The organism is Serratia sp. NCCP-200, assembly GCF_059697885.1.
Window position 1 is genome coordinate 26,206 of record NZ_BAAKUJ010000012.1, and the last position, 14,727, is coordinate 40,932.

At 53.1% G+C, this 14,727-nt stretch carries 12 protein-coding genes and 1 tRNA gene; 7 read left to right on the plus strand and 6 right to left on the minus strand.

Annotated features, from left to right (window positions below):
* Positions 1-23 precede the first annotated feature (23 nt).
* The 3 genes from AC6HVW_RS24695 to AC6HVW_RS24705 all read left to right on the plus strand — a co-directional run bounded on the left by AC6HVW_RS24695 (position 24) and on the right by AC6HVW_RS24705 (position 4,842).
* The gene (locus AC6HVW_RS24695; RefSeq protein WP_071682933.1) at positions 24-602 is read left to right on the plus strand and encodes an RBBP9/YdeN family alpha/beta hydrolase; all 579 of its coding nucleotides are present in this window, start codon (positions 24-26) and stop codon (positions 600-602) included.
* A 44-nt stretch (positions 603-646) separates the two neighbouring features.
* Positions 647-3,223, plus strand: a complete 2,577-nt coding sequence (gene acnB, locus AC6HVW_RS24700) for a bifunctional aconitate hydratase 2/2-methylisocitrate dehydratase (RefSeq protein WP_186487126.1) — start codon at positions 647-649, stop codon at positions 3,221-3,223.
* 185 nt (positions 3,224-3,408) lie between these two features.
* A complete protein-coding gene (locus tag AC6HVW_RS24705; protein ID WP_141130993.1) occupies positions 3,409-4,842 on the plus strand; it encodes an anion permease in 1,434 nt (477 codons plus the stop codon).
* Positions 4,843-4,923: 81 nt separating this feature from the next.
* On the opposite strand, the gene AC6HVW_RS24710 is transcribed toward AC6HVW_RS24705, so the two are convergent.
* The 6 genes from AC6HVW_RS24710 to aspA all read right to left on the minus strand — a co-directional run bounded on the left by AC6HVW_RS24710 (position 4,924) and on the right by aspA (position 10,760).
* Positions 4,924-4,999 (minus strand) — tRNA-Phe (locus AC6HVW_RS24710).
* Positions 5,000-5,142: 143 nt separating this feature from the next.
* Positions 5,143-5,718, minus strand: coding sequence for a transcriptional regulator (locus AC6HVW_RS24715; protein WP_021807590.1), 576 nt, complete (start codon positions 5,716-5,718; stop codon positions 5,143-5,145).
* 40 nt (positions 5,719-5,758) lie between these two features.
* The gene (locus AC6HVW_RS24720; RefSeq protein WP_497569724.1) at positions 5,759-7,474 is read right to left on the minus strand and encodes a protein-disulfide reductase DsbD; all 1,716 of its coding nucleotides are present in this window, start codon (positions 7,472-7,474) and stop codon (positions 5,759-5,761) included.
* On the minus strand, positions 7,450-7,773 hold the full coding sequence (gene cutA, locus AC6HVW_RS24725; RefSeq protein WP_025123794.1) for a divalent cation tolerance protein CutA: 324 nt from the start codon (positions 7,771-7,773) through the stop codon (positions 7,450-7,452). The genes AC6HVW_RS24720 and cutA overlap by 25 nt, the downstream gene beginning before the upstream one ends.
* Positions 7,774-7,899: 126 nt before the next feature.
* Positions 7,900-9,201, minus strand: a complete 1,302-nt coding sequence (locus AC6HVW_RS24730; protein WP_021807587.1) for an anaerobic C4-dicarboxylate transporter — start codon at positions 9,199-9,201, stop codon at positions 7,900-7,902.
* A gap of 122 nt (positions 9,202-9,323) precedes the next feature.
* Positions 9,324-10,760: an aspartate ammonia-lyase gene (gene aspA, locus AC6HVW_RS24735; RefSeq protein ID WP_021807586.1), complete on the minus strand. Its 1,437-nt coding sequence runs from the start codon at positions 10,758-10,760 to the stop codon at positions 9,324-9,326.
* A 351-nt stretch (positions 10,761-11,111) separates the two neighbouring features.
* On the opposite strand from aspA, the gene AC6HVW_RS24740 reads away from it, so the two are divergent.
* The 4 genes from AC6HVW_RS24740 (at position 11,112) to AC6HVW_RS24755 (ending at position 14,576) form a co-directional block, all read left to right on the plus strand.
* Positions 11,112-11,603 carry an FxsA family protein gene (locus AC6HVW_RS24740; protein ID WP_024484768.1) on the plus strand — a complete coding sequence of 164 codons (492 nt, stop codon included), beginning with the start codon at positions 11,112-11,114 and terminating at the stop codon, positions 11,601-11,603.
* Positions 11,604-11,939: 336 nt separating this feature from the next.
* Positions 11,940-12,233: a co-chaperone GroES gene (locus AC6HVW_RS24745; protein WP_004952634.1), complete on the plus strand. Its 294-nt coding sequence runs from the start codon at positions 11,940-11,942 to the stop codon at positions 12,231-12,233.
* A 48-nt stretch (positions 12,234-12,281) separates the two neighbouring features.
* A complete protein-coding gene (gene groL, locus AC6HVW_RS24750; RefSeq protein WP_021807582.1) occupies positions 12,282-13,928 on the plus strand; it encodes a chaperonin GroEL in 1,647 nt (548 codons plus the stop codon).
* Between the two features lie 303 nt (positions 13,929-14,231).
* Positions 14,232-14,576 carry a DUF4156 domain-containing protein gene (locus AC6HVW_RS24755; protein ID WP_024484770.1) on the plus strand — a complete coding sequence of 115 codons (345 nt, stop codon included), beginning with the start codon at positions 14,232-14,234 and terminating at the stop codon, positions 14,574-14,576.
* Positions 14,577-14,727: the final 151 nt, after the last annotated feature.

The following is a 14,727-nucleotide window of genomic DNA, read 5'->3' on the forward strand; positions in this document are numbered from 1 at the left end:
GGTTTTAACAAGGATCGCGCCTGATGCAAATGACAGAAATGGACAGCGCACTGGCCGAGGTGGCGGCACACCTGACCATGATACTGGTCCCTGGGGTGCGCGACAGCGGTGAGGAGCATTGGCAAAGCTACTGGTCCCGGCGTTTTCCAACGTGGCGCAGGATCCGCCAACGTGACTGGTTTCAGGCAGATGTGGACAGTTGGGGATTAGCCATCCGGCGGGAGCTATTGGCCTGTAAGCAACCGGCCATTTTGATCGGACACAGCTTTGGTGCCTTGGCGTCCTGTTATGTCGTCCAGAGTGGGGTTTCGGGAGTGGCCGGAGTGGTATTGGTGGCACCGGCCGAACCGCTACGTTTTGAATTGGAAGAGCGCATCAATAACCAGCCTTTGGCGGTACCGAGCCTGGCATTTGCCAGCCATAACGATCCGTTAATGCGTTTTGCCCGCGCAGAATATTGGGCGCGGGCATGGGGTAGTGAGCTGGTTGATGTCGGTGAGGCAGGGCATATCAATGCGGAATCCGGGTTTGGGCCCTGGGACTACGGCCTGACACGGGTGGGGCAGTTTGCTAAGCAAGTGATCAATAAATTCAATGAGTAAAATATTTTTAACATGATTATTTAATGGATTTTCAGGAGAAAGCAATGTTAGCCGACTATAAGCAACATAGCGCTGAGCGCGCCGAAAAAGGCATCCCACCCAAACCGTTAACAGCCGAACAAGTGATCCAGCTGGTTAAATTGCTGCAATCGGCGGTACCGGAGGAAGGGGATTTATTACTGCAATTATTAACTCACCACGTGCCTTCCGGGGTGGATGATGCCGCAAAAATCAAGGCGGAATTTCTTGACCATATTGCGCAGCAAAAAGCCGATTCCCCGTTGATAACCCGACAAGAAGCGGTGCACCTCTTAGGTACTATGCAGGGGGGATATAACGTACAGCCACTGATAGATTTGCTTGATGATGAGGTGTTAGCCCCTTTGGCGGCCAAAGAGCTGGCTGCGACGTTACTGGTTTTCGACAAATTTGCCGAGGTTGAAAGCAAGGCTCGGCAAGGTAATGTAATGGCTCAGCAGGTTCTTCTTTCTTGGGCCGACGCGCAATGGTTTACCTCCCGCCCCGCGGTAGCAGAAAAAATCACCTTAACGGTCATGAAGGTGACGGGAGAAACCAATACTGACGATTTATCTCCTGCGCCAGAAGCCTGGTCACGCCCTGATATTCCACTGCATGCGCTGGCGATGCTGAGCGTTCCTCGTGAGGGCATCACGCCCGATCTGCCAGGCATCATCGGGCCAGTCAGCCAGGTAGCGGCGTTAAGCCAGGCCGGTCATCCTTTAGCCTATGTGGGGGACGTTGTCGGCACAGGTTCATCGCGCAAATCGGCGACCAATTCGATCCTGTGGTATATCGGCCAGGATATTCCTTTTGTTCCGGGTAAACGCTGTGGCGGTATAGTGCTGGCGGGTAAGATCGCGCCGATCTTCTTCAATACGTTGGAGGACTCGGGAGCTCTGCCGATTGAAGTAGACGTCACCTCACTGGCGATGGGCGATGTGATCGACCTTTATCCAGCCCAAGGCGAGATCCGTCGCCATGACAGTGAAGAAGTCGTGAGCCGGTTTGTATTAAAAAGCCCGGTACTTTTGGATGAGGTCAGGGCGGGCGGGCGCATTCCGCTGATTATTGGCCGTGATCTCACTGCTAAAGCGCGTATTTCACTGGGGTTACCGCCTAGTGAGGTATTTCGCCAGGCTGCTGTTCCGGCAGAAAAGCATACCGGCTACACCTTGGCACAAAAAATAGTGGGTAAAGCCTGTGGCACCGTCGGGGTACGCCCGGGGCAGTATTGCGAGCCAAAAATGAGCACGGTAGGCTCGCAGGATACCACCGGTGGCATGACGAGAGATGAGTTGAAAGACCTTGCCTGCCTGAGGTTTTCTGCCGATCTGGTGATGCAATCGTTTTGCCACACGTCGGCCTATCCAAAGCCAGTCGATGTTAATCTGCAACAGACATTACCCGACTTTATGACTCAACGAGGTGGGGTTTCACTGCGCCCCGGCGACGGCATCATCCATTCATGGTTAAACCGTATGCTAGTGCCGGACACCGTGGGGACCGGGGCTGACTCCCATACCCGATTCCCGATAGGCATTTCATTCCCTGCCGGCTCAGGCTTGGTGGCTTTTGCGGCAGCTACCGGGATTATGCCGTTGGATATGCCTGAATCGGTCTTGATCCGTTTTCATGGTGAAAGACAACCGGGGATCACACTGCGCGATTTAGTGCACGCCATTCCGTATTTCGCCATCAGAGAGGGCCTGCTGACGATTGCCAAGCAGGATAAAAAGAATGTGTTCTCAGGCCGTATCCTCGAAATAGAGGGATTGACGGGGCTGAAGGTTGAGCAGGCATTTGAACTGGCCGACGCCTCGGCTGAACGTTCCGCGGCGGCGTGTACGGTTAAACTCGGGCAACCTGAAGTCGAAGAATACTTAAGATCCAACGTGGTGTTACTGAAATGGATGGTGGCTCAGGGTTATCAGGACCGGCCGACTCTGCTGCAACGAATCAAGGAGATGGAGGACTGGCTGGCCAACCCTCAGCTATTGAGTGCAGACCCTGATGCCGAGTATGCCGCGGTTATTAATATCGATTTGTCTGAAATAACACAACCGATCCTGTGTGTACCAAACGATCCTGATGATGTGCGTTTACTTTCTGAAGTGGCCGGTGAAAAAATTGACGAGGTGTTTATTGGCTCATGCTTGACCAATATCGGTCACTTTCGTGCCGCCGGTAAGCTGTTAGATCAGTATAAAGGTGAGGTTGCAACACGTTTCTGGCTGGCTCCGCCAACAAAAATGGATGCGGTGCAATTGAGCAACGAAGGTTACTTCAGTCATTTTATCAAGTCAGGAGCCAGGATCGAGCCTTCAGGTTGTTCACTCTGTATGGGAAATCAGGCCAGGGTTAAACCGGGAAGCCGTGTCGTTTCAACCTCAACCCGCAATTTTCCTAATCGGTTAGGCGTGGATGCCAAGGTTTACCTGGCCTCTGCTGAATTAAGTGCGATAACGGCCATGACAGGGCAACTTCCTGAGGTGAACGAATATCTTGGCTACATGGCGAATATAAGTGATACCGCTCAGGATACTTATCGCTATTTGTCATTTAACACCATGCCTTTTTATCTGGGGGGGAATGTCGGTTAAATTAATCGGAGTGCGGTGCATTATTGATTAAATGGTTTTGCCTCTCAGGGCTTTATCGGGCAATGCCTGAGGGGCATGCGTGTCAATATTATTAAATATTATCTTAATCCGTTTGAGAGGAAATAGGGTGGTGAGTTCTATAGCCAATTACTTCAGCGATTAATATGATATCTAGGTGAGTGATTATGATAAAAACCAATGTATGGAAAATGGGGTTGATCTTGGTAATCCCTCTTCTGGTGTTTGCTATTCCTGCACCCGAAGGCCTTTCTCCGATGGCCTGGAAGCTTTTGGGGATTTATTTGGCAGCGATTATCGGGTTGGTGATTAAGCCGTACCCTGAACCGGTGGTTTTATTGACTGCGGTTGCCGCATCCGCGGTGGTGATCGAGATGTTGGGTGACGGCAAACTAAAATTCAGTGCAGCGTTAAGTGGCTATGCATCAGGAACCACCTGGCTGGTTTTTGCCGCATTTACCCTCAGTGCTGCTTTCGTCACCACAGGGCTTGGCAAGCGAATTGCCTATAAACTGATTGGCCGGATCGGCAGTACCACGCTGGGGCTTGGCTATGTCACGGTATTGCTGGATTTGATCCTTGCCCCGGCGACGCCGTCAAATACCGCCCGAGCCGGTGGCATAATTTTTCCTATCATCAATAGTATTGCGGTGGCCTTAGGCTCCGATCCAGAGAAGAGTCCGCGTAAGGCCGGGCGTTTTCTTATGATCAATATCTATATGGTGACGAAAACCACCAGTTATATGTTCTTAACGGGCTTTGCCGGCAATGCGTTGGCATTGAGCCTGATGTCCGACATTTTTCATATCAAGATAAGTTGGCTGGGATGGGCATTGGCCGGAGGGATACCGGGGTTAATTATGCTGGCGGTTATTCCCTACATCACTTATAAAATCTCGCCCCCAGAGTTGAAATGTATCGACAATAAAACCCTCTCGGCTGAAGGCTTGGCTACCTTAGGCCCTATGACGAAGAGGGAAAAAGGGTTGATGATTATATTTCTATTGGCATTACTAGGCTGGATATTTTCCGGTGAGTTAGGGATTGATGCAGCGACCGTTGCGATTATTGTGATGGTGCTTGCCTTGCTTTCTGGCGTGGTCAGTTGGGATGATATTCTAAAAAACAAAGGTGGGTGGAGCACGCTGATTTGGTATGGCGGGATTATTGGCCTGAGCAGTACCTTATCCAAGACCGGTTTTTTCACCTGGTTAGCCGATTGGTTTTCTCATCACTTTACCTTTAGCGGTTCAGGCAATTATGTGGTGGTTATACTGCTGTTGATCAGCATTTTTATCCGCTATCTGTTTGCTTCCGGCGGTGCTTATGTTGCCGCGATGGTACCGGTTTTTGCCACTGTCGGCATGGTGGCAGGGGCGCCGCCGATGATCCTGGCTTTAGCCATATTATTTTCCAACTCCTATGGTGGATGCATTACGCACTATGGTGGAGCCGCAGGGCCTATCGTTTTTTCTGCTGGCTATAATGACATCAAATCATGGTGGATCACCGGGACTGTGATTGCCTTACTCACGTTCGTTGTTCACGTGATGATTGGTATGCCGTGGTGGCAGTTTTTAATCAGTCAGGGCTTTTTGTAGAGGGAACGTTTAGCAGGTTTATAGCGGGGTAGTTTTAACCCAAAAGCAAAAAACCCGCCATAGGCGGGTTTTTCTGAATTATGGTGCCCGGACTCGGAATCGAACCAAGGACACGGGGATTTTCAATCCCCTGCTCTACCGACTGAGCTATCCGGGCAACGGGGCGCATTAAACCGTATTGGCCGTGCGGCGTCAACGGATTTGTGACGAAAAACGTGAAAACAGCGCCGATTGCTGGCTTTTCAGGCAAAGGCCGCGTAATTCTACCTCTGTTGCCACCATGTCACTGCATATCACGCTTTAGCTTAACGCACCGAACTGACGGCACTGGGCAATATGCAAGATATCTTCGGCCAGCCGTTTGGCGACGGCCACATCCTGCAACTGGCGTTTTATTAGCAGCTTACTCAGGCAGCCTTCCTGCACCAGTTCCATTTGCTGCGCTACCGAATCGGCGTCGTCGGCATCCATCTCACGCAACAGATCGCGGGTGAAGTCCAGCGAGGTGATCTTCTGCTGCTCGGCCAGTTGATGGATCGGGTGGTCGCTCTCTGGGAAGAAGCTACAGGCGGCAATAAACAGGCAGCCAGGGTAACGTTCATTCTGCACGTGTTCTGCCAGCACGTCGTAACGCGCCAGCAGCTTTTGCTGCGGGCTCAGCGTCTCATCAAGCTGCAACTGGCGGCGCCAGGTATCAATCTGCTGGCCGTGGTAGCGCAGGCAGTCATACAGCAGTGCCTCACGGTCCGGCCAGAACGGTTTGAAGTCGCTGTATGGCACACCCAGTTTTTCTGCCAGCATTTCCAAGGTGGTGGTCGCCAGGCCCTGTTTTTCCAACAGCTCCAAGGCTGTATTTAAAACCTGTTCACGTTGCACTAGTGCTCCCTCCAAAAAATGTTCTGAAACTCAGTGTCGTTTACCGAGTGGTTTTCTGCAAATGTGCGTCGAAGGCTTCTGCGTTCATAAAGCCCGTCACACGGGCTGCGGGTAACTCTTTGCCATCTCGGTCAAAGAACAAAATGGTCGGCAGGCCAAGCACCTGCAAGTGCTTGAGCAAGGCTGCCTGCTCGGCATTGTTGGCCGTTACGTCGGCCTGCAGCAACACCGTATCGGCCAATTGGGTCTGCACCTCTGGATCGCTGAAGGTGTACTTCTCAAACTCTTTACAGGCGACACACCAGTCCGCGTACAGGTCCAGCATCACCGGCTTGCCCTTCGCCTGTTGCAGCGCCTGATTAAGCTGCTCAACGTTACTGATACGAGTGAAATTCAGATGTGGCTGGGCCGCCTGCTCAGAGGAGGTGTTACCGAATGCCCAGTCTTGCAATGGACGCGCCGAAATCACCAGCGCCGCCAACAGCAGCACTTGGACGGCTCGCGTCCAGCCACGGGATGATTTCAGGCTCAGGACGAATGCCCAACCGAAGAATGCCAGGCCGAGCAGGCTCCACAGGCGCAGCCCCCAGACGTCACCGATCACCCGCTCAAGCAGGAACACCGGCAGCGCCAGGATCACAAAGCCAAAGGCTTCCTTGACGTACTGCATCCACGGGCCGCCGCGTGGCAGCAGGCGGTTGCCGAACAGCGTCACAATCACCAGCGGGATACCCATCCCCAAGGCATACAGATACAGCGTGCCGCCACCGGCCCACATATTCCCGCTTTGGGCTATGTACAGCAGGATGGCGCTGAGAGGGGCGGTGGTGCATGGTGAGCAGATCAGGCCTGCCAGAGCGCCCATCACAAACACGCCCACCAGTGAGCCACCCTGCTGGGTGTTGCTCCAGTTGGCCAGCCGCGTTTGCAGTGAAGAGGGGAGCTGCAAAGAGTAGCAGCCGAACATGGGCAGAGCCAAGGCGACAAACAGCACCGACAGACCGATCAGCACGTAAGGGTGTTGCAGCGCGGCCTGGAACTGCAACCCGGCGGCGGCAACCACCAGGCCGAGCAGGGTATAGGTCAGCGCCATGCCTTGCACATATACCACGGCCAGCACCAGAATGCGTCCGCTGCTGTGTGGCCGCTCACGGCCCAGAATAATACCGGAAATCAGCGGATACATCGGCAACACGCAAGGAGTAAACGCAATACCGATACCAATCAACAAGGCCCACAGGGGGGAGAAGGGCAGATTGGCCGGTGCTGTTTCTGCTGGTGCTATGGCTACCGGTGCTGCGGGCTCTGCGGCAAGTGCCACTGCGCTCAGCGGGATCACTCGGGTTTCAGGTGGATAGCAGAAACCGGCCTCAGCACACCCTTGGTAGGTGACGCTCAGGCTGGCATTGTCACCCGCCTGCAACAGGGGAATGCTCAGGGCCAATGGCTCCTTGAATATCGCCACCTCACCAAAGAATTCATCTTTATGCTTCAGCCCGGCGGGCAGCTCGAACTGGCCTAGTGTTGCCTGCTGTGGCACCAGCTTGATTTGCTGGCGGTACAGGTAGTAACCAGGGCGGATTTGCCAGCTTAGCGTCAACTGGGGGCCCTGTTGTTTAAAATCAAAGGCAAATGCCTGATCGACGGGGACGAACTGGTTGCCCGCGTTTTGGCCGAACAGTGAAGCCTGGGCCGCAGTGGGCAGAAAGAACAGGCTGCAAAGCAGCAATATCAGTTTAATGAGGCGTTGATCCATGACAGGTAATCTTTATCTCCAGCCATCACCGGCAGCACCAACAGTTCGGGTGTCTGGTACGGGTGATGTTGTTTCAGGTAGGTGAGTAACGCTTGTTGATGCTGACGATCGCTTTTAAACAGCATCTGCACTTCGTATTCCTGTTGCAGTTTCCCTTCCCAGTAATACAGCGACGTTGCCCCAGGCAGCAGCGTGGCGCAGGCCGCCAGTTTCTCCCCCAGGACGCGTGCCGCCAGCTCTTGCGCTGAGGCTTCATCGGGTGCGGTACAGAGTATGACGATAGCTTCGCAATCAGACATCTTCGGCCCTCTCAACCAGGTTTGGTAACAGGGCACTATACCCTGAAGCGGTGTTGGCTAGAAGGTTAGATTATCAGCAGCAGGGGAATGAGGAGGAGAAAGCGGGGCCGAAGCCCCGCTTGAGGATCACAGAATAACGCTACCAATCAGGAAGCCGAAGATGACGGCAAACGCCACGCCCAAGGTGCCAGGGATCAGGAACGGGTGGTTAAACACGAAGCGGCCGATGCGCGTCGTTCCGGTATCGTCCATCTGTACCGCCGCCACTAGGGTAGGGTAGGTTGGCAGAATGAACAGGCCAGAAACGGCAGCAAAGGAGGCGATCGCCGTCAGCGGGGTGACGTTCAGGGCCAGCGCCATCGGCATCAACGCCTTGGCAGTGGCGGCCTGAGAGTACAGCAGCGCCGAACAGAAGAAGAAGATCACCGCCAGCAACCAAGGATGGGATTGGATCACGGTACCCGCAGTCTCTTTAATCCAGTCAAGGTTGGCCTGCACAAAGGTGTCACCCAACCAGGCCACGCCCAGGATACAGATACAGGCGCTCATCCCGGCCTTGAAGGTGCTGGAGTTCAAAATCAGGTCGGTCTCGACACGGCACAGGATGGTGGTCAGGGTGGCCACGCTCAGCATGATGATCAGGATGGCATTGGTGGTGTTCATCAGCGGCGTCGTCACCAGACCCATGCTTGGGCTGTTGATGATGGCATAAGCCACTACGCTCAGTACGCCAGCTAGGAACAGCATCACGGAGGTTTTCGCACGCGGTTTGATCACGATTACGTTCTCACCACGCAGGGCTACCAGACCTTCTTCGAAGCGTTTTTGATACACCGGATCGTCAGACAGCTTGGAGTCAAACAGCCAGGTAACCAGCAGCGACATCAGTATCACGGCCAGGAAAGTGGAAGGGATCACCACCATCAGCAAATGCAGGTAACTCACACCATGACCTTCCATAACGGAAGACATGTACACTACCGCTGCCGAGATCGGCGAGGCGGTAATGGCAATCTGCGCAGAAACCACGGCAGTAGACAGTGGGCGGCAAGGTTTGATGCCTTGCTCTTTTGCCACTTCTGCAATCACCGGCAGGGCCGAGAGGGAGATATTACCGGTACCGGCGAAAATGGTCAGGAAGTAGGTGACGATTGGGGCCAGAATGGTGATGTATTTTGGGTTTTTACGCAGCAGTTTTTCGGTTTGCTGCACCAGATAGTCCATCCCGCCAGCGACCTGCATGGCGGCGATAGCGGCGATAACCGCCATAATGATTGAAATAACGTCGAAGGGAATGCTGCCTGGCTTAACGCCAATCATCGCCAGCACCAATACCCCAAGACCGCCTGCAAAGCCTATTCCGATACCGCCCAGCCTGGCCCCCAAAAAGATGGCCAGTAGAACGATCACCAATTCTACTACTAGCATAGTGTTTACCCCTTAAAATGGATTTTTATGAAAACCAAACGTTACGAGCTTGTATTCACAGAAAGAAAAAAGGCACGCTATCCAGAGGATTAGCGTGCCTTTCAGGCTACCGGATGAGTCTATTATTGTTCATTTTCATCTGTATAGCGTTTCGCCTTATATGCCGGGTGCATCAGGTTCTCTACGGAGAAGATATCATCCAGCTCAGCTTCGGTCAGTAAACCGCGTTCCAGCACGACTTCACGTACGCTCTTGCCGGTTTCAGCACAGATCTTGCCGACAATGTCACCGTTGTGGTGGCCAATGAACGGGTTCAGATAGGTAACGATACCGATAGAGTTAAATACGTAGTACTCGCACACTTCTTTGTTGGCGGTAATACCGTTAATGCATTTTTCCAGCAGGTTATAGCAGGCATTGGTCAGGATGTGAATGGATTCAAACATCGCCTGGCCAATTACCGGTTCCATCACGTTCAACTGCAGCTGGCCTGCTTCGGCGGCCATGGTAACGCAAGTGTCGTTGCCGATCACCTTAAAGCAAACCTGGTTAACCACTTCTGGGATCACCGGGTTCACTTTGGCTGGCATGATGGAAGAACCGGCCTGCAGTTCAGGCAGATTGATTTCGTTCAGGCCAGCGCGTGGGCCGGAAGACAGCAGACGCAGGTCGTTACAGATCTTGGACAGTTTGACCGCCAGGCGCTTGTGCGCACTGTGCACCATCACGTAGGCGCCACAGTCGGAGGTGGCCTCGATCAGGTCTTCGGCAGGGACCACCGGCAGGCCACTGACTTCCGCCAGTTTCTTAACCGCCAGATGTTGGTAACCTTCCGGGGTGTTCAGCGCGGTACCGATCGCCGTCGCGCCCAGGTTCACTTCCAGCAGCAACTCTGCGGTACGGTGCAGGTTACGGGTTTCTTCATTCAGCAACACGCTGAAGGCGTGGAATTCCTGGCCCAGGGTCATTGGCACCGCGTCCTGCAACTGGGTACGGCCCATTTTCAGGATGGTTTCGAACTCTTTGGCCTTACGGTCAAACCCTTCACGCAGTTGGTTGATAGCATCGATCAGTTTCTGGTTGGAGGCGTAAACCGCGATGCGGAACCCGGTTGGGTAAGCGTCGTTGGTAGACTGACACTTGTTGAGGTGATCGTTAGGGTTCAGGTATTGGTATTCACCCTTCTGGTGGCCCATCAGCTCCAGGCCGATGTTTGCCAGTACTTCGTTGGTGTTCATGTTCAGCGAGGTGCCAGCACCGCCCTGGAACACATCCACCGGGAATTGATCCATGCATTTGCCTTTATCCAGTACTTCATCACATGCCTGGATGATGACGTCGGCAATTTTACGTGGGATGGTTTGCAGCTCTTTGTTTGCCATGGCGGCGGCTTTTTTCACCATCACCATGCCGCGCACAAACTCAGGAACGTCGCTGATTTTACTGTTGCTGATATAGAAGTTTTCAATCGCACGCAGAGTATGAACACCGTAGTAGGCTTCTGCAGGGACTTCACGTGTTCCTAATAGGTCTTCTTCGATACGAATGTTGTTTGACATGAGAACCTTCTCTATGTTGCTGCCGAATATAATTATGTGCAGGATAACAAAATAATGTTGCCGAGCGGGCCAACTGCGGAAGTATTGACCGCAGCTATTGTCGCTGCCCAGATCATATGCTGGTTGGTAATAAATGAATGAACGTAGATCACTATCTGGTGCTTCAGCAAATGACAGCTTTTGATTTCTGTGAAGAGCTTCACGTTTGTAACATAGAGAATAAAAAAGATCGCCCGGTTGAAATGGCGGCGGGAAGCCCCCATTGTAAGAAGGTTGGCCGATTAGTGGCCCCATTTATCACGTATGCGCCATCGGGCGGGTACGCCGACTCTACCTAGAGGAGAGAACCAGGTGCGCTGGTTACCGTTACTGCTGATATTTCTACTGGCTTACATAGAGATATCCTTGTTTATCAAAGTTGCCGCCGTGTTCGGCGTGGCAATGACGCTGCTGCTGGTGGTGTTTACCTCCTGCGTCGGCGTTTCCCTGGTGCGTAATCAGGGCATGAAGACCTTTGTGCAGATGCAACAGAAGCTGGCGGCGGGCGAAAGCCCGGCAGCGGAGATGGTGAAAAGCGTTTCACTGGTGCTGGCGGGCTTCCTGCTGGTGATACCGGGCTTCTTCACCGATTTCCTTGGCCTGTTGCTGCTGTTGCCGCCGGTGCAGAAATCGTTGACGCTGAAGCTGATGCCGCATCTCGCCGTTTATCGCCCAGGCGGTTGGGGCCAGAATGGCGGAGCCGCCAATGGCAATACCTTCGACGGTGAATTCCAGCGCAAGCAAGACGACCGCTACACCTTGGATCATCAACCCGACGATCGCGACAAGCGTGACGATCGCTGATAATTTCCCCTCACCCTAACCCTCTCCCAAAGGGAGAGGGGACTGAACGTGCTACATTTGCCCCCGGTACCTGACCGCGACTCTGGACTACCCCCTCTCCCTAAACAAGTGCCCATGTGTTATCCGGTCCGTATAGTGGGAGAGGGTCGGGGTGAGGGGAGATTAGCCGCGTTTTTGCTAATGGCGTTCACCGCAGGCCATCAAATCGAAAATTTTTTTGCTGCTGCCCCTTGAAGGGGGATGGAACGCCCCCATTTCAAATCCCACGGAGCCGGTATCAATAATCTGGCGCACAACCCTAAATCTGATAGAAACCTTCTTACAGGAGAGCGTTCAATGAGTATTCGTCCATTGCATGACCGCGTTATCGTCAAGCGCAAAGAAGTTGAATCAAAATCTGCTGGCGGCATCGTTCTGACTGGCTCTGCAGCGGGTAAATCTACTCGTGGTGAAGTGGTAGCCGTTGGTAAAGGACGTGTTCTGGAAAGCGGCAACATCCAGCCGCTGGATGTGAAAGTAGGCGACATCGTGATTTTCAACGACGGTTACGGCGTGAAAGCAGAGAAGATCGACAATGAAGAAGTGTTGATCATGTCCGAAAGCGACATTCTGGCAATTGTTGAAGCGTAATAACGCTTTATAAATCTTCTGAACTGAACGAGTTGAAGGGAAATACCAATGGCAGCTAAAGACGTAAAATTCGGCAATGACGCTCGCGTGAAGATGCTCCGCGGTGTGAATGTTCTCGCTGATGCAGTAAAAGTAACTCTGGGCCCGAAAGGCCGCAACGTAGTGCTGGATAAATCCTTCGGCGCTCCTACCATCACCAAAGATGGCGTATCTGTTGCTCGTGAAATCGAACTGGAAGACAAGTTCGAGAACATGGGTGCACAAATGGTGAAAGAAGTTGCCTCTAAAGCGAACGACGCTGCGGGCGACGGTACCACCACTGCAACCGTACTGGCTCAATCCATCATCACCGAAGGCCTGAAAGCTGTGGCTGCCGGCATGAACCCGATGGACCTGAAGCGCGGTATCGACAAAGCGGTTATCGCTGCGGTTGAAGAGCTTAAAAAATTATCTGTACCTTGCTCTGACTCTAAAGCTATCGCTCAGGTAGGCACCATCTCTGCAAACTCCGACGAAACCGTGGGTAAACTGATTGCAGAAGCGATGGAGAAAGTGGGCAAAGAAGGCGTGATCACCGTTGAAGAAGGCACCGGCCTGCAAGACGAGCTGGACGTGGTTGAAGGTATGCAGTTCGATCGCGGCTACCTGTCTCCGTACTTCATCAACAAGCCAGAAACCGGTTCTATCGAGCTGGAAAGCCCGTTCATCCTGCTGGCTGACAAGAAAATCTCCAACATCCGTGAAATGCTGCCAGTGCTGGAAGCCGTTGCGAAAGCGGGCAAACCACTGCTGATCATTGCTGAAGATGTTGAAGGCGAAGCGTTGGCGACCCTGGTGGTTAACACCATGCGTGGCATCGTGAAAGTGGCTGCGGTTAAAGCACCTGGCTTCGGCGACCGTCGTAAAGCCATGCTGCAAGACATCGCTACCCTGACTGCCGGTACCGTGATCTCTGAAGAGATCGGTCTGGAGCTGGAAAAAGCTACCCTGGAAGATCTGGGTCAGGCAAAACGCATCGTCATCAACAAAGACACCACCATCATCATCGATGGCGTGGGCGACGAAACCACCATTCAGGGTCGCGTCTCCCAGATCCGTCAGCAGATCGAAGAAGCGACCTCTGACTACGATCGTGAAAAACTGCAAGAGCGTGTTGCTAAACTGGCTGGCGGCGTTGCCGTTATCAAAGTTGGCGCCGCAACTGAAGTTGAAATGAAAGAGAAGAAAGCCCGCGTTGAAGATGCCCTGCACGCTACCCGTGCTGCGGTAGAAGAAGGCGTGGTTGCTGGCGGTGGCGTAGCGCTGATCCGTGTAGCAGACAAAATTGCTGGCCTGAAAGGCGATAACGAAGACCAGAACGTGGGTATCAAAGTTGCCCTGCGTGCTATGGAATCTCCACTGCGTCAGATCGTGATCAACGCCGGTGAAGAAGCTTCTGTGATTGCCAACAAGGTGAAAGCAGGCGAAGGCAGCTTCGGCTACAACGCTTACACCGAAGAATACGGCGACATGATCGCGATGGGTATCCTGGATCCAACTAAAGTGACCCGTTCTGCTCTGCAGTACGCGGCCTCTGTAGCTGGCCTGATGATCACCACCGAGTGCATGGTCACTGACTTGCCGAAAGAAGACAAGTTAGACATGGGTGGCGCTGGTGGTATGGGCGGCATGGGTGGTATGGGCGGAATGATGTAATTCCCCTCACCTCTGTGAGCTAACCACAAAACCCGGCTTCGGCCGGGTTTTTTTATTCCTTTCTTCTGTGTGGGGCTGATTGTGGTGCCCGTTTTTTTCAACGTCAGCGGCTACCGATGCGTCAGTGCTGAATTTGATGATATTTTTGCAGACCGTATCTATTAAGCGTGTAAACTGATAGTTCATCAGCTGTCGCTCAAGACGTTGACCAGGCACTTGTGGCCGGTGGCAACGGATGCTTAAGAGATGGCAACGCTTTCTGATAAGCTTTTGCGTAATTCTCAACATCATATGGGGAACAAGATGCGGATTAAAGCCTTACTGGGTCTATCGGCAGCGCTGCTGCTGGCAGGGTGCAGCAGCACCAATGAACTGACCGCCGCAGGTCAACAGGTCAAATTTACCGACACCAAGCCTGCAGCAGAATGCCAGTTGGTAGGCGAAGTCACCGGCACTCAGAGCAACTGGCTGTCGGGGAGTGGTGGTGAGGGCAGCTCTATGCGCGGCGCGGCTAACGATCTGCGCAACAAGGCAGCAGCAATGGGCGGCAACGTGATTTACGGTGCGACCAGCCCAAGCCAGAACCTGCTTTCAAGTTTTGCACCGCTGGACAGCAAAATGATCGGCCAGGTGTATAAGTGCCCATAACGCTGGCATAAGCACCCGTATAAAACAAAAGAGGAATGCCTAGGCATTCCTCTCAGATTGCTGACTAACCCCACTTTTTCAGGTGGGGTTAGTCTTTTTTAGCGACCGCAGGTCGCGATCGCGATATTTTTCCATAACCCCATCATTTGAC

What these genes read in the sequence shown, in the direction of transcription:
- AC6HVW_RS24695 (WP_071682933.1), top strand. Translation starts at nt 24, where the DNA reads ATGCAAATGACAGAAATGGACAGCGCACTGGCCGAGGTGGCGGCACAC.
- acnB (WP_186487126.1), top strand. Translation starts at nt 647, where the DNA reads ATGTTAGCCGACTATAAGCAACATAGCGCTGAGCGCGCCGAAAAAGGC.
- AC6HVW_RS24705 (WP_141130993.1), top strand. Translation starts at nt 3,409, where the DNA reads ATGATAAAAACCAATGTATGGAAAATGGGGTTGATCTTGGTAATCCCT.
- AC6HVW_RS24720 (WP_497569724.1), bottom strand. Translation starts at nt 7,474, where the DNA reads ATGGATCAACGCCTCATTAAACTGATATTGCTGCTTTGCAGCCTGTTC.
- cutA (WP_025123794.1), bottom strand. Translation starts at nt 7,773, where the DNA reads ATGTCTGATTGCGAAGCTATCGTCATACTCTGTACCGCACCCGATGAA.
- AC6HVW_RS24730 (WP_021807587.1), bottom strand. Translation starts at nt 9,201, where the DNA reads ATGCTAGTAGTAGAATTGGTGATCGTTCTACTGGCCATCTTTTTGGGG.
- aspA (WP_021807586.1), bottom strand. Translation starts at nt 10,760, where the DNA reads ATGTCAAACAACATTCGTATCGAAGAAGACCTATTAGGAACACGTGAA.
- AC6HVW_RS24745 (WP_004952634.1), top strand. Translation starts at nt 11,940, where the DNA reads ATGAGTATTCGTCCATTGCATGACCGCGTTATCGTCAAGCGCAAAGAA.
- groL (WP_021807582.1), top strand. Translation starts at nt 12,282, where the DNA reads ATGGCAGCTAAAGACGTAAAATTCGGCAATGACGCTCGCGTGAAGATG.
- AC6HVW_RS24755 (WP_024484770.1), top strand. Translation starts at nt 14,232, where the DNA reads ATGCGGATTAAAGCCTTACTGGGTCTATCGGCAGCGCTGCTGCTGGCA.